This window comes from Pseudomonadota bacterium (genome assembly GCA_018823285.1).
In the GTDB taxonomy this organism is placed as follows: Bacteria; Desulfobacterota; Desulfobulbia; order Desulfobulbales; family JAGXFP01; genus JAHJIQ01.
In genome coordinates, this window is the sequence record JAHJIQ010000055.1 from 1 (window position 1) to 24,555 (window position 24,555).

Here is a 24,555-nt window from a genome sequence, read left to right on the forward strand (position 1 = left end):
ATTTATGTAAGGGGGCTTGCATGAAGTTTTATTATAAGACGGATCTCTGTGGTGGTGCGATTACCTCCATGGTTACCATCCCGGAAGAGAAGAGACGATTGACCGGCCTCTCGGAGAAGAAGGAATTTCTGTATAGTTTGCTGAATAAAGAATGCCCTCTGGGAGATGACTTCTCCAATTCGAAATGTCCGGTCAGAAATGTCAGAAAAATGAAGGCAGAGAAACGGGAACGCTACGTCAATTGCTTATCTGAAGAGCAGATAGACTTCATTCATAACTATCACGAAAACTGTTGCGGTTTCTTCTCTTTTTATATGACAAATCGTAATGATACGATGGTTGGTCTAACGTATCAGTAAATGTCTCACTACATCTCTGCTTTCCGGGATGTCCCCGCCGAACGGTCTGAATCAGGATTGATACAGGCCTTCTCCCCCGCTTCAGATGTCCAACAGATTTTCGTGTCACAATCCTGATGTTATTTCATGTTTCAACAGATTCTCGGCGATGAGCGTCGGTATTGAATCGCCTCGGCGATGTGTTGGGAACCGATGTTCTCCTCGCCGGCCAGGTCGGCGATGGTCCGGCTGATCTTGATCACCCGGTGGCAGGCCCTGGCGGAAAGGGAGAGCCGATGGGCGGCTTTTTCGAGAAGAGACTGGCAGGCATCATCCAGGCGGCAGTGCTTGTCGAGGTCGCGCGGTTCCATCCGGCTGTTGGTGAAGCCCGGGGCGGCACCGGCAAATCTTCTCTCCTGAATCGCTCTCGCCCGGCAGACTTTTTCCCGGATCAGCGAAGACTGCTCGGCCGGAGCGGTGGCCTTGATATCCTTGAACGGAACGGCGGGCACTTCCACATGAATGTCGATCCGGTCAAGGAGCGGCCCCGAGATCTGGCTGCTGTAGCGCTGGATCTGGGGCAGGGTGCAGGTGCATTGATGCCCGGGGTCGCCAAGGTAGCCGCAGGGGCAGGGGTTCATGGCGGCCACCATCAGGAAAGCGGCGGGAAACCGCATTGAGGTGGCGGCCCGGGAGATGGTGACGGTGGAGTCCTCCATCGGTTGGCGCAGGACCTCGATAACGTTTTTCCTGAACTCCGGGAGCTCATCGAGAAAGAGGATGCCGTTGTGCGACAGGGTCACTTCACCCGGTTTCGGGATCTGGCCGCCGCCGATCAGCCCCGCATCGGAGATGGTGTGGTGGGGCGCGCGGAACGGCCGATGGCGCATCAATCTCCCGCCGGCAGGCAGCAGCCCCATGACGCTGTATATTCTCGAGGTCTCCAGCGCCTCCTCAAAGGTGAGCTCGGGCAGAATTGAAGGCAGTCTTCTCGCCAGCATGGTCTTGCCGGAACCAGGGGGGCCCTGCATCAGGACGTTGTGGTTCCCGGCTGCGGCGATCTCCAGCGCTCTCTTGACATGTTCCTGGCCACGAACCTCGGAAAAGTCCGGTTCGTGTTTCGGGTAATGATTTTCTTCAAGACCGGTCTGTTGGGACGGGTTGATCGTTCTGAGCCCGGCCAGAAATTCCGCCGCTTCATAGAGAGTGGCAATGCCGATCACCGAAATTCCTTCTACGGCAGCAGCTTCAGCGCAATTTTCAACGGGCACGATCACCCCTTTGAGCCCTGCTTTGCGGGCGGCGAGGACCATCGGCAGCACCCCGTTGACTCTCCGCACACTGCCGTCGAGGGAGAGTTCGCCGATGGAGGCGTACAGAGTTGCGATTTCGCTGGTGATGGTCTCGGAAGCGAGGAGAATGCTTAAGGCGATGGGCAGATCATACCCGGTTCCGCCTTTCTTCAGGTCGGCCGGGGCGAGGTTTACGGTGATTCTCCGGTTGGGGAAGGAGTACCCGGAATTTCTGATCGCCGACTTTACCCGGTCGCGGGCCTCCCTGACCGCGCCTTCGGCCAGACCGACGGTTGCAAAGACGGGCAGCCCCGGAGAGATATCGGTCTCGACCTCGATCAGCAGACCGTCGACCCCGTACACTGTTCCGGTGAATATTTTGGCAAGCATGGTCGTGTCTTCGGGAACCTTTGCGGTGCTGATTTATGGGGAAAGCGTTGTGGAAAACCGATTAGCAACAGGCATTCCGGGTGTCAGGAAACGGTCCGGAGTTTATTTAAACCTTTTCTCATAAAAAATACAGCGAGAATTATGCCGGCAACCAGGAACATGGCGAACCAGCCGGCCATTAAGGCAAGATGGGCCGGGGCCAGAGGCTCGCCTTTCATCCAGCTCTTGACCAGGCCGTAGATCGGGTAAAAGCCGCAACTGAGCAACAGGATCTCGTAGGTCATGGCCGTGAACAAAAAGAGAATGGCGCCCATTCCGCCAAGGGCCGCAGCCCTGCTTTCGGCTTTGAAGTCCGCGTGGATTGCGCCGAAACCGAGGGCCAGGGCGACGACGGTCCAGGTGATCAGGAGGATGCTGGTGATCGAGATCCACAGCATCGGGCCTTCGATATTGAGCAGGTGGTCGGAGGCAACCACCAGCAACAGGCCCAAAACGGTAAAAGGAATCACGTAGTAGAGATATTTGTTGAACAGAAAACGACCCAGGGGGAGTGGTGAGCTGCGAATGATGTAGAAAGCGCCGCCCTCACCGCCGATGGATGGGTACACGAAACGGGCGGAGAGAGAGGCGATGATGAAACCTGCCAGGCCGATGTTGAAGAAAGAGATCAGGTTGGTGACATACTCTTCCTGGAAGAACGAGCGGTCCACCGGCAGCATTTTGAAGTTGTAGAGGTAGACGATGATCAGGGCCGCAATCATGAACAGTTGCGACCATTCCGCCGAGTCACGGATGAAGAGTTTGCTCTCCTTGGCGAAGATCCAGAACCAGGCCCGGGGGCGGTATGTCGTGGTCGAAAACTTCCGGTAGCCGCCGAATGATTCCTGTGACTTGGAAAGGCCGTTGAAGAACCAGCGTTTCATTGCCCACTCACCGATGAAATAGAGGGCAAAAGGACTGATCACGATCAGTCCGAAGACCAGCCAGTCTATTTCCCGGTCGAGCAGATAGAGCGAAAGGAGGTTTGCCGCCCAGGCCGCCGGGATATAGGGTGCGGCCGGGGTCGAGATGCTTGACAGGTAATCGACGAAGTGACTGTATTTGTCCGGATTGACCAGGTCTTCGGGGCGCATCAGCCGGAACAGGATGTAGATGAAGATCCCGAAACAGAGGGAAAGGTAGAGGACGATGTCCTTGGTCCGCCGGGCCGGGAAGAGGTTGACCAGAATTATGGTGGCCAGGGTGCCGGTCCCGGTTGCCACGGAAGCGGTGGCGGTGATGGTGAGTGGCATCAGCAGCCAGTAGGGCCAGTCTGTCCTGAAGACGGTGCCGTAGGCGGCAAAAATCGGGATTGAAAAGACGACCATCATCCATGAGGTGTAGATGGCGGTGGTGATAAAACGCATGCCGTAAAGATCTTCAGCCGAGACCGGAGCGGAACAGACTATCTCATTATCCTGGGAGAGAAACATGGTGGATACCGCCGAGACCATGCAGGAGAAGATCAGCATGGCAAAGAGAATGATCCACGCCATCTGGAAGATTTTCAGGCTCAGGATAATTCCCAGCTCGTTCTGGCGGTGGAAATAGCCGACCACTTTGACGGTTACGAGGTAGAGCACCGCACAGATAGCGAGGCTGAACAGCGTTGCGGCGAGAGTTTTAAAAGGAAAACTGCCCGGGGGGAAAAAACGGTTCCGGAAGGAACAGCGAAAGGGGAGAAGGAGCGTTCTGATCACTTCTGCTTGGCTTCGGTATTGGCCCAGATGAAGTATTCAAGCTGTGAGAGCTGTTTCGGGGTCAGTTCACCGAATTTTACCCCGCACCGTCTGATGATGGAAAGGCCGCTGTTGATCGCGCAATCGGAGATGATTTTCAGCGGCAGATCTTCAACGCAGAGGTCTTTTTCACCGAACAGCATGCCCCGGTCGAAGGACTCGTCGGTCCAATCGCCATGGTCGACGTAGCTGAAGGCGAGGCCGCCCATGCTGATGTCGATGATCTCGCCGGCCTTTGATTCAACGGCACAGGTGCCGGATTTGGCTCTGAACCTTTTGTGTTCGCGGCGTTCCTCATCTTTTGTTTTCTTGGCCATCGAGTTGTCCTGTTCCTTTGGCATGGCTTGGCGGGCAGAGGAAATAGTTAAGAGTAATCAGCGGATCTGGAATGACCCTGCCCTGTACTCTGATTTTATGAATTTTCAGAGGGGCATGTCAAACGAATAAATGTTCTGCCGGAGAAAAGGGCAATGGTTCAGCGGTTAAAAACCTGGTAGCTGAACAGGATTTTCCGGTAAGAAAAAATAACCCCTTCACGGGTGATTTCATGAAGAATGAGACCCTTGCCGACTTCCTGTCCTTCCCGCATCATCCGGCCATTGATGCTCGCCTTTCTGGAAGAAGGGGAGTCGGAATAATAGTGGAGAGAAATTTTCAGTTTCGGCAGTTCGTTTCTGAGTTCAGTCGGCAGTTTTTCGTAGGTTATCGGTCGGGCCGGTCCAGAATCAACCTGTTCGGTTTCTTCGAATGGATCCGTCACTTCATCGGCCGGGACAAGGTATTCAGTGTCCGGAACTTCTGCCGGAAGGGTCTCTCCAGCTGCATCGGCAGTGTTCTCTTCCTGAACGGGTGAAGCTGTTTCCGTTTCAGTTGCAGTTACGGCCGGGGCGGCAGTGACTTCGGGTGCTGCTGCCACAGGAGTATCTGCAGGGAGCGCGGGCTCAGCCGCCGGGGTATCGACAGGGTCGGAGGATGCTATCCGGTTGTCGGAAACCGCGGTCGCCGGAACCGGTGGGAGGGTGTTGCCGGAACGGTCGGAAGAGAGCCAGATTCCGAACAGCAGGCCGTTAAGTGCAAAGGCGGCGATCAGGATCAGCACCCAGGGCGGCCGGGCAGGTCTTTTTTTTGTGCCGGACAAATCCTGGACGGTGTTCAGGTTCGGGATTTCCCCCTTTTTTCTTTCCTGGTCTGATTTCTTCAGGGCATCTAGGATAAATGACATTTCAGTTCCCCTTAAGCCTTGGTCCCGGGTTCCCGGTGCTGGAATTGATATGGATGATAGTCTCAGGGCCGACGATTCCATCGGCAATCAGCCCTTCTCTGCTCTGGTAGGCGCGGATCACCGGCAGCAGTTCGCGGTCGGCAAGGTCTTCACCGGTGATCAGGGCAAGCTTCTCCCGCAACCAGGAGGAGGCGGATTCGGAGTCGGTCCGGAGCACCTCATCGAATTCAGGAGGCGGTTGCCAGAGAATGGTGTGGGCGCCGAACCATTGTCGATCGAGGACGGCGGCGGGAACACTCCTTTCTTCACCGTTGATGATGAAGGTTGCCTGGTCGTTTCCGAGTTTTACCAGCGGTGCGAAAAACTCGGCGCCGTTGCGGTCAACCATTTTCAACAGTGCCGGGCGGTCGAGATGGCTCAGTCCGCCAAGACTTCCTTTCCGGTGCAGGCAGTCAAGCCCTTGTTCTCTGGCCTGGAGGCAGATGGGAAGTTCGCTTTCTTCCGCATACGTTTTCCCCCAACGACTGAAAAGTTCCCGGTAGCCGAGGGTGAGGCTTGCCGATCTCGGGATTTCGTCGGGCCAGACAAGTTCCACGGTTCCGCTCGCCATTGACGGAGCCTGCTCCGGGCGTAAGGAAGACTCTTTTGTCTTTACTGGATCATCTGTAGCGTTTGGACTTTCGCCGACAATATTTTGAGAAGTGTTATCGCCGTCGCCGTTCATGGGAATGAGGCGCTCATAGTTCAGCAGGATCGCGGCAGCGCAAACTGTTGCAATCACTCCCAGCCACAGAAGGGTGGGTCTGGCAGTAAAGAGGGGTTTCTTCTCCTTGCCGAAGACTTCCTTGCCCGCCTGTTTCAGAGTCGGGCTGTTGACGATCTCCCTGCCCTGTACATAGGTCCCAAGCAGACAGCGGTCACACAGGACATTGATCAGGCGGGGGATGCCCCCGGTCATTTCGTAGATCTTGCCGATCACCCGGTCGGAAAACAGCTTTTTGCGATGCCCGGCAACCGCCAGCCGGTGGCTGATATAGGGGCCGACTTCATTTCTGTGCAACGGGCCAAGATGAAAACGGGCGGTAATCCGCTGGGCGAGCTGTCGCATCTCCGGTTTGGCCAGGATGTCACGGAGTTCGGGCTGTCCGAGAATGATAACCTGCAAAAGTTTCCGCTGGTTGGTTTCGAGATTGGTGAGCAGTCTGAGCTGTTCCAGGACTTCAATCTCCAGATTCTGCGCTTCATCGATGATCAGCACGGTTTTCCGGCCTTCCGCATGCTTTTCCAGAAGATAGCGGTTGATCTTGTCGACCAGGGTTTTGTTCGTGGTCTGATCCGGAGAGTAATCGATGCCGAGTTCATCACAGATGGTGGCAAGGAGTTCCAGGGAGGTGAGCTTTGGATTCAAAACCAGGGCGATGGTGATGTTTTCCGGGAGCTGTTCCAGCAGACAACGGCAGACGGTGGTCTTGCCGGTGCCGACCTCCCCGGTGAGGAGAACGAACCCGCCGTCGGTCTCAAGCCCGTACAACAGGTGGGCCAGCGCCTCCCGATGTTTCTCGCTCATGTACAGATAACGAGGGTCGGGGGCGATGGAGAAAGGGTTCTCATCGAGGTTGAAGTGCTTGCTGTACATGGGCCCTGTTTTATATGGAAAATTTGAATCAAGTGTTGGAATCAGGAAGTCAAATATACACGCTCTGTCGGGAAATTGGCAAGAATCGTCGACCGTGGGAATAATTATTAAATTATGAGCAGGATTACAACAGGTTAAAATGAGAACGGGTTAAATAATTCTTGCTTGTCAGAAATGATTTTTGGTAGCACTTGATATTACCCATAAACTACTGACGGGATGATGAAATGAAAATTCTTCTGGTTGATGACGAGGAAATTATCCATTTAAGCTACACTGAACACCTGCAGGATGGAGGGTTTGAGGTGCTGAATGCCTATAACGGCAATGATGCCCTGAAGCTTGCGAGGGAAGAGAATCCCGACCTTGTGATCCTCGACCTTCTAATGCCCGGCAAGGACGGCCGGGATGTCTGCAAGGAACTGAAAAACGACGAAGAGACCAGGCACATCAAGATCATCATGCTGACCGGCAAGGATGAACAACACGATCGGGTCCTCGGTTTTGAACTGGGTGCCGACGAATATCTGCCCAAGCCCTATCCGGTCAATTTTCTCGAAGTTGCCGTCCGGAAACAGCTGGGACTGCATCCGTATCCGGATATGGACTGACGAAAGGAATTGGCGAGGGGGAGTGAGGATGCATGGTACAGACAGGATGTGGGTGTTTATGTAATAAACACAGCTAGATATCGCAATAATGCTTGACATTCCGGCAAGCGTAGCCCACAGTTTTCTTCACTCTTCACTCTTCACTCTTCACTCTTCACTCTTCACTCTTCACTCTTCACTCTTCACTCTTCACTCTTCACTCTTCACTCTTCACTCTTCACTTAATTCCCGATCTGGAGAAGGCTTCTGAGAAAGACGCTATAGTGATTCGGGAGGGTCCGCTCCTGCAGGGTAACAGCATAGAACGTCCGTTTCATGGCCAGCCCCTTTACCGCGACCTCCTTTATCCTGCCACTTTCCAGTTCGTCACAGATTGAGATGCGGGAAAGAATGGAGACTCCAAGGTCTTCCTTGATCGCCTCCTTGATTGCGGCATTTGAGCCCAACACGGCAACCGTGTTCAGCCGTCCCATTTCGATTTTATTTCTCAGGCCCGCCTCTTCAACGGACTTTCTGGTTCCTGATCCCTTTTCTCTTAACAGAAAGGGGAGTTTGAAGAGGTCTGCTATTGGAATCTCGCTGTCTATTTTCCTGCCTGCCGAAACGGCGAGGACCAATTCGTCATCCACAAAAGGAGCGAATTTCAGGTTTTTGGAAGGGGTCCTGGTCCCGACGATTCCTATCAGGAGGTCGTGGTTCAATACTGAATCAATGATTTCTCCGGAATCCGCGATTCTGATTTCAAAGGAGATTTCCGGGTGCTTTGTCTTGAATACCGTGGCCAGGCGGGGCAGGAGATACGCTCCGGGGATGCTGCTCGCTCCGATGACAAGTTCTCCGGAAACGCAGAGATCCTCGGCGGCCAGCTCGTTTTCCAGTCGGTTGAGGTCGTCGATGATCACCAGTGCTTTCGGGTAGAGGACATCGGCTTTTCTCGTGGGGCGGATTGATCGCCCCAGCCGGTCAAAAAGCTTGCAGCCGAGGTTCTTCTCCAGATTCTTAATGTGCTCGCTGATCGCCGGCTGGCTGGTTGCGAGCAGCTCGGACGCTTTGGTAAAGCTGCCGGTTTTATAGACGGCGATGAAGGTTTTCAGCTGTCTTGTTTCCATGGTGTTCACCTCTCAGGGTTTGCAAGTTGGGAGGCAATCGTTGCTGCATTCCCGAGCATATCATTCTACAGAATCTCTCTCGTTACCGCACCTTCTGCCCTGAAGAAAAACGGTCAATTGGTCTGGTTTGATTTCGGGCTCCTTTCTTATTTGGTTTTACTCTTGACGGACAAGGAATGCGAGTTTATTATCCAAATTTCTGATGCAAATATTCTAAGCGATAAATATTTTTTATAAAAAGGAGCGAGTTATGCAGATCTTTAAAAAGAAAACCCTCACCGGATTGGCCCGGACTTGCGGTTGAGCTGCCAAAATCGGTCCGACGGATCTGTCGGACGCGCTTGCGGGTCTTCCCCCGCCCTCCGATCCAAATCTCCTGGTCGGTATCGAGACAGCCGATGACGCCGCTGTGTACCGGCTTACCGATGAGATTGCGATGATCAACACTGTGGATTTTATCACCCCGCCGGTTGATGATCCATACTGGTTCGGCCAGATCTCGGCGGCCAATTCCATTTCCGATGTGTACTCCATGGGCGGCAAGCCATTGACCGCCCTCAATGTCGTGATGTTTCCCTCCAAACAACTGGACATGGGGGTGTTGAGGGACATCCTCCGTGGCGGCTTTGACAAGGTGGTCGAGGCAGGGGCCTGCCTCGTCGGGGGGCATACGGTTGACGATGAGGAGCCGAAATATGGTCTTTGTGTGAACGGGATCGTCCACCCCGACCGGATCATCACCAATGCCGGCTCCAGGCCGGGGGACGCGCTTGTTCTCACGAAACCATTGGGCTCCGGTGTGCTCTTCAATGCCGTCCGGTCCGGAAGGTTGTCGTTTACGGAAATCGAGAAAAACGTCCTGCCTTTCCTTGCGGCATTAAATGATAAGGCGATGGAAACCGCCTTGCAGTTTGATCTCCACGCCTGCACCGATATTACCGGGTTCGGCATTCTCGGGCATCTGCTTGAAGTGGCCCATGGGTCGAATGCCAGGGTTCGGGTCAGGCATAAAAGCCTGCCTTTTTATCCCGGCGCCCTTGAGATGTACAAAAAGGGCGAAACCACCGGCAGCAATAAGGCAAATCGGGCCATGGTGGCAAAGCACATTCTCGACCTGCACGCAACCCTTACGAGTCATGAAGACGAACTGCTGTATGACCCGCAGACCTCCGGAGGGCTTTTGCTTTCGGTGCCAAAATCCCAGGCGGACGGGTTGCTCTCGGCGCTGCATAAAAACGGGGTGACGGTTGCAACCTGTATCGGTGAAGTGACCGATGAGCCGATCGGCATCACCGTGGAGTGAGCTTCTCAATCTTTATCTACAATCATGAGAAGATCATGCTGACCATGAACCGGAATCATCCGGACAGGTGGCTGCTGAAATGGAAATGTTCCTCGTTATAGCCATACTTGGCGCCTTTGCCGGTTTCATGTCTGGGATGCTTGGCATCGGCGGCGGCATTATCATGGCCCCGCTGCTTCTCTACGTTCCCGAGTGGCTTGGATTTCCGCCTCTCCCCATGCGGGATGTGGCCGGGCTGACCATTGTCCAGGGGCTTGTCGCCTGCCTGTCGGGCGCGGTGACCCATAATCAGTTCCGATTTGTCTCCAGGTCGCTCACGGGCTGGATGGGCATAACAATATTCATCACCGCCCTGACAGGAGGGGTTGCGGCGGGGTACGTGTCGAACGACATTCTCCTCACAATATTTGCCCTGCTTGCCTTGAGTGCGGCGGTTCTCATGTTCATTCCTGCCGGAGCCGAAAGTGAAGAGCCTGACGTTGCCGGATTTTCTTTCAGTCGCCTGAAGGCTGTTTCTGCAGCGGGAGCAGTCGGACTTCTGGGAGGTCTGGTCGGCCAGGGAGGATCCTTTCTCCTTATTCCACTGATGACATCTTTTGTAGAGGTCCCCACCAGAATCGCCATCGGCAGCAATCTGGCGATCGTGTTTCTCTCGTCTCTCGCCGCCTTTTTCGGCAAGGCATTGACCGGACAGATCGTCTGGCCCTTGACGCTGCCGATTATCCTGACGGTCATTCCGGCGGCCCATTTCGGGAGTCTGCTCAGCCGCAAAGTTCAGGTCGCCCGCCTGCGGACCTTGCTGGCAATCCTCATCGCCCTGGCTGCGATCAGAATAGGAATTTCAGCCGTGCAGAGTTTTCCCTGAAGCTGTGACATCCCCTGAAATCTTCTTGCTGCCTGTCGCCGAGGGCGCAAAACCTGGGAGAGCTGGTTCCGACTCAGCTTGATCACTTTTGACTCCCAATGAATGAATTATATCGTCTTGAAGCGCCAGTCAGGCGATTTGAAAATGTGCTTTTTTGTAATAATTTCAGTGTATTGTCATGAATGTCGCTTGACATCGAAACAGGGATCTCTGACGGTTCTTCTCTCTTCTCTCTTCTCTCTTCTCTCTTCTCTCTTCACTCTTCACTCCTTTCGCCCGCATATCGGGCACCCCTGCATCCTTAAGGGTTTTTCCAGACAGGAGGCGGCCAGGAGGTTCTCGTTGTTGAATATCTCCATGGATGGTCCGTCGGCGCAAATCCTGCCGTCGTGCATGATGATGGTTCTCTCGCAGAGATCCACGACCAGATCGAGGTCGTGGGTGGCGATGATCTTGGTGTGCTTGAAGGTTTGCAGAAGAGAGATAAGCTGGGTGCGGGCCCGTGGATCGAGTCCGGCGGTCGGCTCATCCATGACCAGAATGTCCGGGCTCATGGAGAGCACCGAGGCGATCGCCACCCGCCGCTTCTGACCGGTAGACAGACGGTGGGGAGGTCGTTTTTTAAGATGTGTGACCCCCACCGTCTCCAACGCTTTTTCCACCCTGATTGCGACTTCTTCCGTTGTATATCCGAGGTTTAAAGGGCCGAAGGCCACGTCATCGAAAACGGTTGACATGAAGAGCTGATCGTCGGGGTCCTGGAAGACCATCCCCACAGTGCGGCGCACTTCCTGCAGGGTTTGGGGGGTGAGCTGATAATCGCCGATTCTCACCAGTCCTTCGCTGGGGGTGAGATAGCCGTTCAGGTGCAGGAGCAGGGTGGATTTCCCCGCGCCATTGGCGCCGACAATGGCCACCGACTCGCCGTGCTTAATCCGGAACGAGACGCCTTGAAGGGCGGGTGTCCGGTCGGGATAATGAAACTTCAGATCTTTGATTTCAACGATATGATGGCTCATCGGCTGATCTCCAGTAAAAGGCGCCCCAGTAAATCCGCGACATCGGTCAGGCGTAATACAATAAATAATCCGCTGAAGCCTATCAGAAACATGGCTTCCCCGTATCCAAAGCTGAACTGTCTGACGATTCGTATTTCTCTGGTAAAGGCGCGCGAGAGCATGGCCCGGTGAATCCTCTGGGCACGATCAATGGTGCGGAGGAGCAGGTTGCCCAGCATTTGCAGAAAGACTTTGAAGGAGATTCCGCTCTTGCGGTTGAAAGAACGCAGGGAGTGGGCGCGGATCATCCGGATGGCTTCGCCGATCAGGATGAAAAGATAACGGTAGAGGAGCAAGAGCTGGACGGCGAGTATCCTGGGCGCCCCCAATTTTTCCAGGGCCATGCAAAAGGCCGGAAAGCCGGTGGAGGCAATGAGGATCAGGGCGCAACCAACGGTGAGCGAAAAGCGCAGTAGAAGAGAGATGAAGGAAAGCCAGCCGCCGGTAACGTGCAAAGAACCAAGATGTAAAAGAACAGTTCGGTCCAGCCAGGGGTTGAAGATGCCGATGAAGATGACAAAGGGCGAAACCATCAGCAACTTGCGGAGTAGGAAACCCAGAGGCAGGTTGCCGAGCCCGATCAGCAGGGCCGGGTAGAGAAAGAAGGGCAGGAGCCGGGCGATTTCGTATTTGTCAAAGGAGACCACGCAGATAATGAATACCGCAGTGACCAGGACTTTGGCCCGTGGGTCAAGGCGATGCAGGGGGGTGTCCGCTTCGGCCAGACTGTCCAGATGGCCGATATCGTAAAAGGCCCGATTAATTTTTTCCGACATTGACGCTGTTTCCCGGGGGAACAGTTAATCTCAACTTTCCGAATTGTCTTAATGAATCAGAGTCATGCAGGAGCCAGGAGCCAGAAGTCAGGAGCCGGGAGCCGGAATGTTTGATTTTTTCACCCTTCGGGGACTCACTTCAGTACCCCTTGAGGGGAATAAGTTTCATACGAGCAGACAAGCTCCTCAACTTAAGCTTTTCACCCTTCGGGTATAAGTTTCGTACGAGCAGGCGAGCTGCTCAACTTAAGCTTTAAGCTTTTCTCCTGGCTTCTGACTCCTGGCTTCCGGCTTCTTGTGAACACAGGCAGGAAAAAATCGCCAAAACCCTTTTGTTTCACCCTTCGGGTATAACTTTCCCATGATTGGTGACTGCACGATTTTTCAAGAGTGCGCCGATACCTATGCCAAGCAGCATAACCAGCAGTCCACCGACCAGTCCGGCCACCGAAGTGCCGAGTTTGCCCGAGTCATTTTCTGCCGTTTCCTTGAACCCGTAGTCAGGTAAAAAGGCGGTTTTTTCCTGCATTCCTTCCAGAGCGTGGTGGATTCCTTTCGGCGCTTCCAGTTCTTCCTGGCCGGAAACCTTGAACATCGACCATTCCAGCCCGTCCGGATGCTCCGAGGCATACCAGGAAAGGATCCCGCCCGTGAATACCGTGACCAGAGCAAGACCGAGCAGAATCGGTTTCATCCGTAAAGAACCGAGGGGCTGGTCGGCGGCGGCTTTTTCCAGAATTTCCGGGCGATTCAGCCAGATGAAGGAGATGACCCCGGCGGTGACCAGGCCTTCAACGATGCCGATGGCCAGATGAATGGGCTGCATCATGATGACAAAAGACGAGAAGGGCAGTTCGGTAATCCCGGAAACAGTCGTCTCCAATACGACCCCGAGGGCGCCCAGCTGCAGACCGATCACCGCGGCAATCACGCTGCCGATCATCAGCCTGGCCTGAGTCGGACGATTCCCGACGATTTTTTTGTAGATCAGCGGGTAGGCAATGAAGCAGGGAAAAACCCCGAGGTTGAAGATGTTGCAGCCCAGGGCCAGCAGCCCTCCATCGGCGAAGAACAGGGACTGGACGGTCAGCACCGAGGCGATGGCGAGAAAGGCGGCGTGCGGCCCCAGAAGTATCGCCAGCAGCAGTCCTCCGCCGAGATGGCCGCTGGAGCCGGTGGCGGGAATGGTGAAGTTGATCATCTGGGCGGCGAAAACAAAGGCTGCCAGGACCCCCATCAACGGAATCTTGTGGTCGTCAAGGCTCTTTTTAACCTTGTTCGAGCTGTAAAAGGTGGCGGCGGCGGTGGCGGCCCACATGGTACCGCCCACAGCGGGTGAAAGTAAAGCGTCTGCCATATGCATGGTTCATTCTCCTTGTTGGTTGTGCTGAACACAAATGTTCGTCTTTAGAATTCCAGGGCAAGCTGAAGCGTTACCTGAGAAGCCTTGTTTTCGGTAGTTTTGTCATAATCGCTGTACAGGTATTCAAGCGAGAGGACGGTGTTTTCATAGAGGCCATAACTGCCGGTTACGCCATATCGTGCCACATCGTCCTGGTAGTGCTTTGCCTTCTCGTACCGGGCGCTGAAACTCCAGGCGTCGTTCGGGGCATAGGCAGCCTCCCCGAACCAGGCTCTCGGTTTGCTTCCGGTCAGTTCGGCGGCATGATCCGGATCGGCCAGCATGCTGGTGGAAAAATTCTTCAAGGCGCCAAGGTATTCCAGGCTGACGGTTACCGACGAGAGGTTAAGCGACAGGTAGGCGCTGAGAGCATTGACATTGTCCTCGTACTCCGTTGTGGCATCGGCCAGCAGGTCGCCATTGGTTTCGGCCAGGTCGCACATATAGGAAATTCCGAATCCGAATATGTTGGAAGGGGTAATCGCCAGGGACGCGACCCCGTTATCGATGACATCATGGCCCGTGGTGTCGTGAGCGCCGTTGAATATCCCGAATTGAGCTTCGACCATGCCTCTCTTCCAGCCGGTCATCAGGAGGGTGCGGCTGGTCTCCCCGAGTTCCAGGGTAAGAGGGTCGCTGACCATCGAGCTGTTGAAGTTGCCGAAAGGCAGATATTTTTTCCCGGCTGTCAATGTAAGATCTCCAGCGATGACGTTTGCCCAGGAAACACTGAGATGGGCTTCATCAACGGTCACTTCCGGTTCTTCCCCTTCTTCGTGGAGCAGGGCGATACGCCCCTCGACCCGATCATTGAATCTGGCGTCGAAACCGATCAGGGCTGTGGCGACAGAGATGTCGCTTTCAGCCGGAAGATCCTTGGTATCCCGGTAGCCAGCTTCAATCTCAACGACGCCCCAGATGTTCAGAAGCTTGCCGGCTTCGGTAATATTGAAGCCTTCCGTTTCCGTCTCCCTTCCCTCCAGTTTTTCCAGGCGGCGGCGAAGGTTTTCGATTTCCGCTGAGTCGTCCGCCTGAGCCTGGTGGGCAAGGGACAGGAGTATTAACGGGATCAGCAACAGCGCGGTGGTTTTAGACATCACTCCTCCATTTAAAATAAATTGATAAAGGCAATGGGTTCTGGTGTTACAAATCACAAAAAAGTAACACCGGGATGCTTAAAAAAAGGCCCCGCCGGAGGGCCTTGAAAACAGCTCCTAAAACCAGATGTTTCTGACTGAGTGGAACATGGTGTAGGAACCAAGAAAAACAATCAGGACAGCGCTGGCTATACCCATGCGGCGGCCGAATTCGAGATTCTCGCTGATCTTTCCGGTCAAGCGACCGGCCTGGGACAGGGCGACTCCGATCCCCATCATCACCAGACCCAGACCGAGACTGAAGAAGATGGTGATGCTCAGCCCCTGGGCGATTCTTCCGGCGGCAACTGCTGCCAGCAAAGTGGCAATGGCGGCGGGGCAGGGAATAATGCCGCCGGATATGCCGAGCAGGAGAAGGTCCCACTTGCTGTACGATGCGATTTTAGCCTGTTCAGGCTGATGGGCGGCATGGCTGTGGGAATGTGGGTGAGGGTGCTGATGCGGCTCATCGCCGGGGTGGTGCTCATGCTGATCATGCCGGTGGTTGTGGCTATGGTGGTCAAGATGATCATGCTGGTGATGGTCTGAATGAACATGGTCGTGATGGCTGTGGCCTTTCCCGAAAAGATGAAAGTGGTGATGTCCGGAATGCCCGAATAGTCTCTGGCGCAGCATCCAGATTCCGACCACGATGATGATCGCCGCCGACACCAGCCCGAGCCAGTTATGGAGTTCGGTCGCCGAATAGCTTGTCGACAGGAGCTTCGCGATTATCCCGAGGAGAATAACACTAAAGGTATGGGTAAAGGTAACAATCGCTCCCAGGATAAAGCCGTCCCAGGCCTTGCCTCTGCTGCCGATCATGTAGGCGGCAATTAAAGTTTTGCCATGGCCGGGTTCAAAGGCATGAAGAGCGCCGAGAGTGATTGCGCCGGAATAAAGCATGAGTGTATCAGTCATGAAAAGCCCCCCAAGGTTCGTTCCGTGACTTAAAACAATTATCGTCGCCCGGGCAATAAGGTCTGCGCCTCATTTTGCCGGGATAAATGCCCGGGGAGGTCGGGCAAGGTGATAAGGATCAGGTGGGAGGACGAACGGAGTTGCTTCAGGCGATATCTTCGAGCAACCCGAGCTTTGCAGCATATCTGACCAGATCGGCGGTGCTATGCAGTTCGAGTTTGCTCAAAATATTCGCCCGGTGATTGGTCACGGTTTTGGCGCTGATGAAGAGCTTTTCCGCGATGTCTTTCGCGGCGACGCCCTGGGCGAGAAGACGCAGAATCTCCTGTTCCCGTGAGGTGAGATTCCCGTAACCGGTGTCGGAGACATCCGCCGCTTCGGCGGTTTCAAGAAGCCTTGCCCCTATTTCCTGGGAAAGGGCGGCATCGAGGTAGAACTCATCTTTCAGGGCGGCCTGCAAAGCATCCAACAGACATCTTGAAACGGATTCTTTGACAATATAGCCTAGAGCGCCGGCCCGTAATGAACCGAGGATGTAGTCGATTTTCGAATGCATGCTGACGATGACGATGCGGGTTGCCGGGCGGATGGTCCTGATGATTCGGGTCAGCTGGATACCGCTCTTGTCCGGTAGCGACAAATCAACCACGGCCAGATCCGGACTGATTTCGCCGACCACGATTTCACCGTTTCTGGCGTCTGAAGCTTCACCTGCGACTTCAAATCCCGGGAATTTGTTGATGATCTGCTTCAGGCTTGTCCGGAAGGTATCATGATCATCAATAACGACAATTTTTTTATTGTTTGACATCGGTCGGGTCCAGTGGGATTTCGATAAATATTCTTGTTCCCTGGCCGGGAGTTGCCTGAATCCTGAAAGCGCCGTGCATCATCCGGACCCTTTCCCGCATTCCGAGCAAGCCAAAGCGTTTGTTCTTTCTTGCTTTCAGGTATCCGGCGTCCAGGTCAAATCCCCGGCCGTCATCTTCGATGCGGAGGATGAGATTCGGGTGGGAGGAGACCATTTTCACCTCCACCGTTCGGGCGTCGGCGTGTTTTTTGATATTATTCAAGGCCTCCTGCACCAGTCGGTAAATGTTAATAGCATAATTGAATTCCAGCTGCAATGTATCGACCCCGGCTTTGGAAAAGTTGACACCGATGTTGTTTTTTCGCGTAAAGTCCCGGCAGTAATCGGAAATGGCGCTCGGCAAGCCGATCTGTTCAAGACCGGGAGGACGCAGGTTGTAGGAGAGTTCCCTGACGGTCTTGATGCAGCGGTCAAGGAGGCTGGCCCATTCGCCGATTTCCCTGGTCTCGACGCTCTTGCCCTGGGAAGCATCTTCCAGAATCGATTCACTGGCCACCTTTAATGACGACAACTCCTGGGCCACGTTGTCGTGGAGGTCCAGAGATATCTGCTGCCGCTCCGCTTCCTGGACCTCAAGCAGCTCCTGCGACAGAAAGTGGACCTGCTCTTCCGCCTTTTGCAATTCGGAGTTTGCATCCAGAAGTTCCCGGGTTCTTTCCTGAACCTTCAGGTCAAGGCTTTCATGGTATTGCGAGAGTTTATCGGCCATCTTGCTGAACTCCTCAGCGAGAAATTCGAATTCATCGCCGGAGGAAATGGCAAGCCGGTGCCGCAGATTGCCGGCGCCGATCTGCCTGGTCCCTTCCTGTAGTATTTTTACCGGCCCGAGAACGGAACGCATCATGGCCATGAAAATAATGACCGCGAGAACCATAACCGCCGCGCCGGCCAGGCTCACAAAAATCAGGGTGTGCTGATATTTCAGGGAAAGGAAGTCTTCCGTCTCGGTCAATTGCTGCAGATGGATCTGCAGGTGTTCATCGAGAACCGGCCCTAGGGAAATCAGTTCCTGATGGATCATCTCGGCAACGGTTGCTAATTCGGAGTCCTGCCAGCCCGTTTCCGCCTGGTTGATAATATATTCGGAGAGGCTCATGGTCCGGATCACATGATGCATCGTATCGTGAGAGGCTTTCTCTGTTGGATTCGTTTCCAGATTTTCATGATCGCCGTGGGCAGAAACAAGCTTTTTCAGTTGCCTGATGCTTTCGGCAACCTGCTGTTTGTCAATGCGCTTTTCTTTGATCCCCGATTCAAGGGAGAGCAGGATTTTCTTGAGTTCCAGCATCGCGATGGCGGTTGGCGTCACGTCCTGCTGCAGTTTCTCGAAATGATTGTGGATAAAGGCAAAGGTCCGGATATTGTAAATTCCAAAAGCAAAGATGCAGACGATCAGCGGGGAGAAGTACAGGATAAACCTGTTGCGTAGACTCAGCTTGATCACTTTTGACTCCCCCATGAATGAATGATACCGTCTCAAACCGCCAGTCAGGCGATTTGCAAAAAAGGTACTTTTTTATAATAAATTCAGGATATTGTCATGAATATCGCTTGACATCGAAACAGGGATCTCTGACGGTTCTTCTCTCTTCTCTCTTCTCTCTTCTCTCTTCTCTCTTCTCTCTTCTCTCTTCTCTCTTCACTCTTCACTCGTCACTCCGCAGGGCGTTGATTACCTCCTGCAACTCATACGCCCCGGTCAGTTCGAGGAAGATGTCCTCGAGTTTTGATCCAGCCATTTTCGCTTCGGCCCGCAGTGAGTCTATGTTGCCGATATTATTGATTTTTCCCTGGATGATAATCGCGATCCGGTCGCAGAGTTCTTCGGCGATCTCCAAGGAGTGGGTCGAGAGGAAGACTGTGCCGCCATTTCTTGCGTGCTTTCTGAAGAGTTCTTTGACGATCCGGGCGCTCTTGGGGTCGAGGCCGACCATTGGTTCATCGACGACGATCAGCGGCGGTTCCAGGATAAAGGCGGAGGTGATGATCAGTTTCTGGCGCATCCCGTGCGAATAGCTCTCGATGAGATGGTGGCGCCATTCGGAAAGATCAAACAGTCCCAGATACTCCGGGACCAGTTTGGCAAAGCGGGAGGGGGAAACTTCATAAAGGCTGGCGATAAACTGCAGAAACTCGTCTCCGGTAAGTTTCTCGTACAGGTATGGACGGTCGGGGATATAGCCGGTGATCTTCTTGCAGAGTTGCGGCTCAATTGCCAGATCCCTGCCGCCGATAAAAATGTTGCCCCGGTCGGGTTTCAGGAGTCCGGCGAGCATTTTGATGGTGGTGGTTTTGCCTGCGCCGTTCGGACCAAGGAAGCCGAAGATTTCTCCTGATTGTACCGAGAGATTCACATGGTCAACAGCCTTGTAGCCTCCGAACTCCTTGGTCAGGTTTTCGACATGGATCATCCTCTTTTCATTTTTCCCATCAGGACCGTTAGTCATAATCTGTTGTTTCACCTTGCGACGGTTATTCCGGAACGATTTCTATCTGCAGGCGCCCGAGCAGGCCGCCGATTTTGATCTGCTCTTTGGTTTCCCCCTCGACGAATTTGATATGGGTGACGTCGGCCGGGATCTGGTTTTTCGTGGTGTCGAGGGACAGCCATTGCCCGTCGAGGCAGACCTCGTTCCAGGCGTGGTAATAAAATGATTGCTGGTGATAGGTAACACCTGCCACAATCCTGGTGGGAATCCCGGCGTTTCTGGCCATGGCAGCGAAAAGGGCCGCGTGTTCGTTGCAGTCGCCCTTTTTCATGCGCAGGGTGGTGAGTGCATCGGGGATGCCCAGCACCGGTCTTTTTTCAAGGGTTTTGAACACCCAGTCGGCAATGGCCCTGACTTTTTTCAGATCGTTCATGGTCTCTTCGACCAGAGAATCAACCAGTCCGGAAATTTCACTGTGTTCGGACTGGATATAAGGTGTTGCCGAAAGTTCGGCAGGCGGGCCTTCGCAGGCGCGGGCATTTGCCGCGGGCAGGGGCTCAAGAACGACCGAAAGGACCCCGTGATTCAGCCGCTGCCGGTCCTTGTCGATTTCCACTTCGGCTTCCTCCGGAAACGAAAGGCGGAAGAGCAGTTTTTCTCTGGTCGCATAATCACCTGGCATCACACCGGTGACCGGCACGGAAACGCTGGAGAGAATCTCCCTGCCCTGTGTCGGGAGGTCGGTAGCCTTGAATTCCGGTTCCGAGAGAAAGGTAAACCCGGCAGGGGATTCTTCCTTGATCACCTTGCCGTCATCATCCAGCCAGGAATTGATCTGCATTCCGGAGAAGGATTCTGTGAAATGGTGGAGACGATGGATTCTGCCGGCGAGCAGGATTTTCTCATATCCTTTATATTCCAGAACCGTATCTTTTCCGGAAAGGGAAACCGGGTCAAAATAGGGTATCCGGATCTTGCTGCCGGGTTCAGGTTTTCGCTCAAGCAGGTAGCCTCGCTGATTGGTGGCGAGGAATGGGGGGTGGTCCAGAGTGACGGAATCATTGATCTCTTCCTTGCCGGTGGTGATGGTGAAACGGACTGTTTTCCCTTCCACCTGTCCCTTGGCGGTCATGCTGTAGAACGGAGATTCGAGCTGAAAGTCGAAATTCCGGAGCAGCATGGCCGGATCGAGTCGCGCGCTGATCTTTAATTCCACCCGGTGCCGCTGTTCAAGGATGTTCAGCAACAGGAGGGCTTCCTGGGTCAGCTGAAAGCCGTCAGCAACCGGGGTCAGCCGGTTATTGACAAAGCCGATGCGTTCATTCTGAAAATAGACGCCGCTGAAACTCTCCTCCCGGCCCTTCTGGATGACCCTCGCCTCCCGAAGGTCAAGGCGTTCGATGAAGTAGTCACGTTTGAGGAGCAGTCCGAAGAGAACCACCCACAAGACGAGTAAAGAGAGTCTTATCAGAGTGGCCGGGCTGATCTTCTGCATCAGCCGACGACCCAGATTGCCAGCTCCTGGCCCATCAGGATCAGGGCGTCCGATACACCTCGGAACAGCCCCTTGCGCCCCTTGTCAAGACGTCTGCCGATCACGATGGTCCCGAAGCCGTCGATCAGGGCCTGGCGGAGGATCTGCCGGCTCGGGTAGATCCCGGTGAAGGTGTGGAGCCAGGTGATATTGTCCTCGGCAATACCCCCTTCGATCAGGATCTGTTTCGGGGCATGGAAAAGGCTGTCCGGCCTGCCGAGGTGTTCCTCGCACCACTCTCTGCCCCACAGTTCGTAAAGGTGGTCCTGATCGGTTTTGCCCATTCCGCCGAACATCGCCGAGGAGTGGAAGAGAGTGATCCGGCACTTATGATTCCCCTGCATGATATGGGCGAGGTGGTCTGCAGCCATCAGCGAACAGTAGGAACCGTCGACCGGGAGCAGGAATTTATCTGAATCCACCTGGCCATCAACGATCCAGAGCGGAACATCGTGCGACTCGGCAACGATCGAGTTGGAGATGCTGCCGATCACAAGCTCCTCAATCTTTGTTAACCCGCGTCTGCCGATGACCAGAGAGTCATACAGGCCACGGCGGGCCTCGCCGAGGATATCGGCGGCAATGGACCCCCGGGCGAGTTTGGTGTCGCTGGTGATTCTGTCGGCGGCGATGCCGTTCTGCTCAAGTTTCTGCACCGCTTTTTTTACGGCGCTGCGGGCCGCGCGGACTTTTTTTATCGCCGCGGGAGGGAGGCAGTTCATGAGTTCCTGCTCATCCATCCATTCCTTGCCGGGGGGAAGGCTCGCGCAGGGCACTATGGTCAGGAGGTGAAACTTCACCTCGTCCATCTCCCTGAACAGTCCGCAGAGATAGTTCAGGGAATTGGTGGTGTGAATGGAGCCGTCGACGGCGATGAGGATCTTTCTTTCCATGATTCCTGAGGCACTTTTCCTTTCAATCCGGGTCAAGGTATGTGCAGTACTGACCCCGATAATTTCTGAACCCGGTTTCCCGGCCCCGGTTGACCATATACTCGGGGGCCAGCGGGACTTTGCCGAATCCGCCGGGGAGATCAATCGCCAAACGGGGCACCGCCATCCCCGAGGTGAATCCGGTGAGCTGCCTCATGATTTCAAGGCCCGTTTCGATCGGCGTCCGGAAATGGTCGGTCCCTCTGGTCATGTCTCCCTGAAATATATAATAGGGCTTTACCCGGATCAGTAACAACCCGTACATTAATTTTTTTATGATTTCCGGGTTGTCGTTGACACCTTTCAGGAGGACGGTCTGGCAGCCCAGAGGAATGCCGGCGTCGGCCAATCTGTTGCAGGCCGCGGCAGAATCAGGGGTGATCTCATCCGGATGATTGAAATGGGTGTTGAGGTAGAGCGGGTGAAATTTTTTCAGCAGCCGGGCGAGTTTTTGAGTGACCCGCATCGGCAGGGTGCAGGGGACGCGGCTGCCGATCCGGATGATGCCGACCGTGGGAATACTTCGCAGACCGGCGAGAATCCATTCCAGATGATCATCCTCCAGAAGCAACGGGTCGCCCCCGGAAACCAGCACATCCCGGACCGTTGGGTTCCGCCTGATATAGTCCAGTCCCGATTCGATGGACTTCCGGTTTACCGGGAAACCCCCGGTGCCGACCTTTCTCTTTCTGGTGCAGAACCGGCAGTACATGGCGCATTGATTGTGGACCAGAAACAGGACCCGGTCCGGGTATTTATGGATCAGGTTGGGAACGGGAGACAGATCTTCCTCGCCCAGCGGGTCGACGTGGCAGAGGTGGTCGTTCAGTTCAAGGGGGTCGGGGACCGCCTGCCGCCAGAGGGCATCGCCCTTATTTCTGATCAGCCCCAGATAGTAGGGATTGATCCGCATCGGGTACTTTTCTGTTACCGTCAGGGAATCCTTCCCATCCGGTCGCAGATTTACGGGCAGGTCATCGGGGTTTTTTATGCTTTCAGCGAGTATTTTCCGCCAGTGTTTCATCGACCTTTTCTTTATCGGAATGAGTTGTTGAGAATCCCTTTGCTCAAATCAGGGAGATCAGTATACTTGATTTAGATGGAAATGAACCGTTCAAACCGTTCAAGCGGGTTTAACCGTTCAAACTGTTCAAGTGGTTCAAGCTGTTCAAACGGTTCAAGGAGATCTGTTATGCCGCAAAGCACACATGGTTTCAGATATGACGAGTTCGGCAATACTTCCGAAATCCTCCTCTACACCAGAGGGTCGGCTGTTCTGGCGAGCAACTATACCAACAAGGGGACCGCTTTTACCCATGAGGAGAGAAAGCAGCTGAACCTCTCCGGCAGTTTGCCCCCCGCAGTCAGGCCCCTGAAGCGGCAGGTCATTGACTCGAACCGGAAGGTGGCCGAAAAGGCTGATGATATTGAACGGTTTATTTACATGCGGGCCCTTTTCGATCGCAACGTCACCCTGGCCCACGCGGTCATTCGAAGCGACATCGAAAAATATATGAAGATCATCTACACCCCGACTGTCGGCCTTGCCTGCCAGCAGTACTCCTCGATGTTCAGGACCGCCAATGGCCTTCATTTCTATCCGGGGAACATCGGCAAGGCCGAGACCATTCTCCGCCGTTATCTGTATCGCGACATCCGGGTGGCGGTGGTTACCGACAACCAGGGGATTCTCGGGATCGGCGATCAGGGCGCCGGCGGGATCGCGATCTGTCTCGGCAAGCTCATGCTCTACACGCAAGGGGCGGGGATCGCACCGTGGCATTGCCTGCCCATCTCCCTTGACGTGGGCACCAACAATCAGACTCTTCTGGAAGACGAAAATTATCTCGGCTGGCGGCATGAGCGGTTGACCGGTGACGAGTATGTCGATTTTCTCCAGCAGTTCGCCCGGGCCTTCAGCAGGATATTCCCGAATGCCATCTGCCAGTGGGAGGATTTTTCCAAGCAGAACGCCTATGCGATCCGTGATGCCTACCTGCATGACCTGGTCTCTTTTAATGATGACATCCAGGGGACCGGGGCGGTGACCCTGGCGGGGGTGATCAGCGCCATGAAGATCAAGGGCGAAAGACTGGAGGACCAGACATATCTGGTGCATGGAGCCGGCGCAGGCGGAATCGGGGTTGCCGAGCAGATTCTGGCCGGATTGGTTGAGCTGGGGATGACTGAGAAAGAGGCCTTGAAAAGGATCTTTACCATCGACAGTCGCGGTCTGGTCACTTCCTGCCACAAGAACGACCCCTATAAATGCCGGTTTGCCAGAAATATCGCGGATCTCTCCTGGTATGGCGGAGAGAAGGATGGCGACCTGCTCAATGTGGTCAGAAAAGCGGGGGTAACGGTCCTTATCGGTACCTCAGGGCAGACGGGCTGTTTCAGCAGGGAAGTGGTGGAGGCGATGCTCGGCAACTGTGAGCGCCCGGTGATTATGCCTCTCAGCAACCCCACCTCCAAGGCCGAGGCGGTGCCGCAGGATATTTATGAATGGACCGGAGGACGTGCCCTGGTGGCCACCGGCAGTCCTTTTGAACCGGTAGCGGTCGACGGGAAAAAAATCCGGGTCGGGCAGGGCAATAACGTGTTTGTTTTTCCCGGGGTCGGCCTGGGAGTTCTCACTTCAGGCGCCAAGGAGATCCTGCCGCAGTTTTTTACGGCAGCCGCCCATGCGGTCTCGGAATGTGTTTCTGCGGCCGATCTGGCAAAAGGGATCCTCTATCCCCCGGTGACCGAGCTGCGGGAGGTAAGCCGGAAGGTGGCGCTGGCGGTCGGGCAGGCCGCGATCAGGCAGGGGGTAAGCCGGCCATGTGTGTTCAGCTCCTACTGGCATGAAAACAGTGAAGAAAAACTGGCGGTCCTGATCGAGAAAATGCGCTGGAAGCCCGAGTATCTGCCGTTGGTTTCATTGTGATAAAAAAAGGAGAGGGAGAGAAG

22 protein-coding genes are annotated in these 24,555 nt (G+C 54.6%); 5 read left to right on the top strand and 17 right to left on the bottom strand.

The features are described 5' to 3' along the window. On the top strand, positions 1–359 hold a 359-nt coding region (locus KKG35_12655), incomplete at its 5' end, for a hypothetical protein (protein ID MBU1738975.1). A 131-nt stretch (positions 360–490) separates the two neighbouring features. Here KKG35_12655 and KKG35_12660 read toward each other — a convergent pair. The 5 genes from KKG35_12660 to KKG35_12680 all read right to left on the bottom strand — a co-directional run bounded on the left by KKG35_12660 (position 491) and on the right by KKG35_12680 (position 6,656). Further along, positions 491–2,020: a YifB family Mg chelatase-like AAA ATPase gene (locus tag KKG35_12660; protein ID MBU1738976.1), complete on the bottom strand. Its 1,530-nt coding sequence runs from the start codon at positions 2,018–2,020 to the stop codon at positions 491–493. 83 nt (positions 2,021–2,103) lie between these two features. Next, positions 2,104–3,759 (bottom strand): hypothetical protein, encoded by a 1,656-nt coding sequence (locus tag KKG35_12665; protein MBU1738977.1) that lies wholly within the window; start codon positions 3,757–3,759, stop codon positions 2,104–2,106. After that, the gene (locus KKG35_12670; GenBank protein ID MBU1738978.1) at positions 3,756–4,115 is read right to left on the bottom strand and encodes a PilZ domain-containing protein; all 360 of its coding nucleotides are present in this window, start codon (positions 4,113–4,115) and stop codon (positions 3,756–3,758) included. Before KKG35_12670 ends, KKG35_12665 begins: the two co-directional genes overlap by 4 nt. Before the next feature lie 158 nt (positions 4,116–4,273). Next, positions 4,274–5,020 carry a general secretion pathway protein GspB gene (locus tag KKG35_12675; protein ID MBU1738979.1) on the bottom strand — a complete coding sequence of 249 codons (747 nt, stop codon included), beginning with the start codon at positions 5,018–5,020 and terminating at the stop codon, positions 4,274–4,276. 1 nt (position 5,021) lies between these two features. After that, positions 5,022–6,656 carry an AAA family ATPase gene (locus KKG35_12680; protein MBU1738980.1) on the bottom strand — a complete coding sequence of 545 codons (1,635 nt, stop codon included), beginning with the start codon at positions 6,654–6,656 and terminating at the stop codon, positions 5,022–5,024. 227 nt (positions 6,657–6,883) lie between these two features. On the opposite strand from KKG35_12680, the gene KKG35_12685 reads away from it, so the two are divergent. Next, complete coding sequence (locus tag KKG35_12685; protein MBU1738981.1) at positions 6,884–7,267, top strand: response regulator; 384 nt, start codon at positions 6,884–6,886, stop codon at positions 7,265–7,267. 221 nt (positions 7,268–7,488) lie between these two features. On the opposite strand, the gene KKG35_12690 is transcribed toward KKG35_12685, so the two are convergent. Next, positions 7,489–8,376 carry a LysR family transcriptional regulator gene (locus tag KKG35_12690; GenBank protein ID MBU1738982.1) on the bottom strand — a complete coding sequence of 296 codons (888 nt, stop codon included), beginning with the start codon at positions 8,374–8,376 and terminating at the stop codon, positions 7,489–7,491. Positions 8,377–8,626: 250 nt separating this feature from the next. On the opposite strand from KKG35_12690, the gene selD reads away from it, so the two are divergent. Together selD and KKG35_12700 are read left to right on the top strand one after the other, a co-directional pair. Further along, positions 8,627–9,679 carry a selenide, water dikinase SelD gene (selD, locus tag KKG35_12695; GenBank protein MBU1738983.1) on the top strand — a complete coding sequence of 351 codons (1,053 nt, stop codon included), beginning with the start codon at positions 8,627–8,629 and terminating at the stop codon, positions 9,677–9,679. Positions 9,680–9,758: 79 nt separating this feature from the next. Beyond that, positions 9,759–10,544, top strand: coding sequence for a sulfite exporter TauE/SafE family protein (locus tag KKG35_12700; GenBank protein ID MBU1738984.1), 786 nt, complete (start codon positions 9,759–9,761; stop codon positions 10,542–10,544). A 263-nt stretch (positions 10,545–10,807) separates the two neighbouring features. Here KKG35_12700 and KKG35_12705 read toward each other — a convergent pair whose 3' ends face one another. The 11 genes from KKG35_12705 to KKG35_12755 form a co-directional block, all read right to left on the bottom strand. Next, complete coding sequence (locus tag KKG35_12705) at positions 10,808–11,563, bottom strand: energy-coupling factor ABC transporter ATP-binding protein (protein MBU1738985.1); 756 nt, start codon at positions 11,561–11,563, stop codon at positions 10,808–10,810. Continuing rightward, complete coding sequence (gene cbiQ / locus KKG35_12710) at positions 11,560–12,378, bottom strand: cobalt ECF transporter T component CbiQ (protein MBU1738986.1); 819 nt, start codon at positions 12,376–12,378, stop codon at positions 11,560–11,562. The genes KKG35_12705 and cbiQ overlap by 4 nt, the downstream gene beginning before the upstream one ends. Positions 12,379–12,715: 337 nt before the next feature. After that, positions 12,716–13,741 carry an energy-coupling factor ABC transporter permease gene (locus tag KKG35_12715; protein MBU1738987.1) on the bottom strand — a complete coding sequence of 342 codons (1,026 nt, stop codon included), beginning with the start codon at positions 13,739–13,741 and terminating at the stop codon, positions 12,716–12,718. A 44-nt stretch (positions 13,742–13,785) separates the two neighbouring features. Next, positions 13,786–14,877 carry an LbtU family siderophore porin gene (locus KKG35_12720; protein MBU1738988.1) on the bottom strand — a complete coding sequence of 364 codons (1,092 nt, stop codon included), beginning with the start codon at positions 14,875–14,877 and terminating at the stop codon, positions 13,786–13,788. A 117-nt stretch (positions 14,878–14,994) separates the two neighbouring features. Continuing rightward, a complete protein-coding gene (locus KKG35_12725; protein ID MBU1738989.1) occupies positions 14,995–15,837 on the bottom strand; it encodes a sulfite exporter TauE/SafE family protein in 843 nt (280 codons plus the stop codon). Between the two features lie 145 nt (positions 15,838–15,982). Continuing rightward, on the bottom strand, positions 15,983–16,648 hold the full coding sequence (locus tag KKG35_12730) for a response regulator transcription factor (protein ID MBU1738990.1): 666 nt from the start codon (positions 16,646–16,648) through the stop codon (positions 15,983–15,985). Next, on the bottom strand, positions 16,635–18,152 hold the full coding sequence (locus KKG35_12735) for a sensor histidine kinase (GenBank protein ID MBU1738991.1): 1,518 nt from the start codon (positions 18,150–18,152) through the stop codon (positions 16,635–16,637). The genes KKG35_12730 and KKG35_12735 overlap by 14 nt, the downstream gene beginning before the upstream one ends. A gap of 202 nt (positions 18,153–18,354) precedes the next feature. Then, positions 18,355–19,119 (bottom strand): ABC transporter ATP-binding protein, encoded by a 765-nt coding sequence (locus KKG35_12740; GenBank protein MBU1738992.1) that lies wholly within the window; start codon positions 19,117–19,119, stop codon positions 18,355–18,357. 61 nt (positions 19,120–19,180) lie between these two features. Next, entirely contained in the window at positions 19,181–20,632 is a 1,452-nt protein-coding gene (locus tag KKG35_12745) for a transglutaminase-like domain-containing protein (GenBank protein MBU1738993.1), read from the bottom strand. Next, positions 20,632–21,564 carry a universal stress protein gene (locus KKG35_12750; GenBank protein ID MBU1738994.1) on the bottom strand — a complete coding sequence of 311 codons (933 nt, stop codon included), beginning with the start codon at positions 21,562–21,564 and terminating at the stop codon, positions 20,632–20,634. The genes KKG35_12745 and KKG35_12750 overlap by 1 nt, the downstream gene beginning before the upstream one ends. Positions 21,565–21,586: 22 nt before the next feature. Continuing rightward, entirely contained in the window at positions 21,587–22,627 is a 1,041-nt protein-coding gene (locus KKG35_12755; GenBank protein MBU1738995.1) for a KamA family radical SAM protein, read from the bottom strand. Positions 22,628–22,795: 168 nt separating this feature from the next. Here KKG35_12755 and KKG35_12760 point away from each other — a divergent pair, with 168 nt between their 5' ends. After that, positions 22,796–24,532, top strand: a complete 1,737-nt coding sequence (locus KKG35_12760) for an NAD-dependent malic enzyme (protein MBU1738996.1) — start codon at positions 22,796–22,798, stop codon at positions 24,530–24,532. The last annotated feature ends 23 nt before the right edge of the window (positions 24,533–24,555 follow it).

Coding starts and splice junctions, on each gene's coding strand:
- KKG35_12755 (MBU1738995.1), bottom strand. CDS start 22,627: ATGAAACACTGGCGGAAAATACTCGCTGAAAGCATAAAAAACCCCGAT.
- KKG35_12745 (MBU1738993.1), bottom strand. CDS start 20,632: ATGCAGAAGATCAGCCCGGCCACTCTGATAAGACTCTCTTTACTCGTC.
- KKG35_12675 (MBU1738979.1), bottom strand. CDS start 5,020: ATGTCATTTATCCTAGATGCCCTGAAGAAATCAGACCAGGAAAGAAAA.
- KKG35_12750 (MBU1738994.1), bottom strand. CDS start 21,564: ATGGAAAGAAAGATCCTCATCGCCGTCGACGGCTCCATTCACACCACC.
- KKG35_12660 (MBU1738976.1), bottom strand. CDS start 2,020: ATGCTTGCCAAAATATTCACCGGAACAGTGTACGGGGTCGACGGTCTG.
- cbiQ (MBU1738986.1), bottom strand. CDS start 12,378: ATGTCGGAAAAAATTAATCGGGCCTTTTACGATATCGGCCATCTGGAC.
- KKG35_12670 (MBU1738978.1), bottom strand. CDS start 4,115: ATGGCCAAGAAAACAAAAGATGAGGAACGCCGCGAACACAAAAGGTTC.
- KKG35_12740 (MBU1738992.1), bottom strand. CDS start 19,119: ATGATCCATGTCGAAAACCTGACCAAGGAGTTCGGAGGCTACAAGGCT.
- KKG35_12705 (MBU1738985.1), bottom strand. CDS start 11,563: ATGAGCCATCATATCGTTGAAATCAAAGATCTGAAGTTTCATTATCCC.
- KKG35_12715 (MBU1738987.1), bottom strand. CDS start 13,741: ATGCATATGGCAGACGCTTTACTTTCACCCGCTGTGGGCGGTACCATG.
- KKG35_12680 (MBU1738980.1), bottom strand. CDS start 6,656: ATGTACAGCAAGCACTTCAACCTCGATGAGAACCCTTTCTCCATCGCC.
- KKG35_12685 (MBU1738981.1), top strand. CDS start 6,884: ATGAAAATTCTTCTGGTTGATGACGAGGAAATTATCCATTTAAGCTAC.
- KKG35_12700 (MBU1738984.1), top strand. CDS start 9,759: ATGGAAATGTTCCTCGTTATAGCCATACTTGGCGCCTTTGCCGGTTTC.
- KKG35_12720 (MBU1738988.1), bottom strand. CDS start 14,877: ATGTCTAAAACCACCGCGCTGTTGCTGATCCCGTTAATACTCCTGTCC.
- KKG35_12725 (MBU1738989.1), bottom strand. CDS start 15,837: ATGACTGATACACTCATGCTTTATTCCGGCGCAATCACTCTCGGCGCT.
- KKG35_12760 (MBU1738996.1), top strand. CDS start 22,796: ATGCCGCAAAGCACACATGGTTTCAGATATGACGAGTTCGGCAATACT.
- KKG35_12690 (MBU1738982.1), bottom strand. CDS start 8,376: ATGGAAACAAGACAGCTGAAAACCTTCATCGCCGTCTATAAAACCGGC.
- KKG35_12730 (MBU1738990.1), bottom strand. CDS start 16,648: ATGTCAAACAATAAAAAAATTGTCGTTATTGATGATCATGATACCTTC.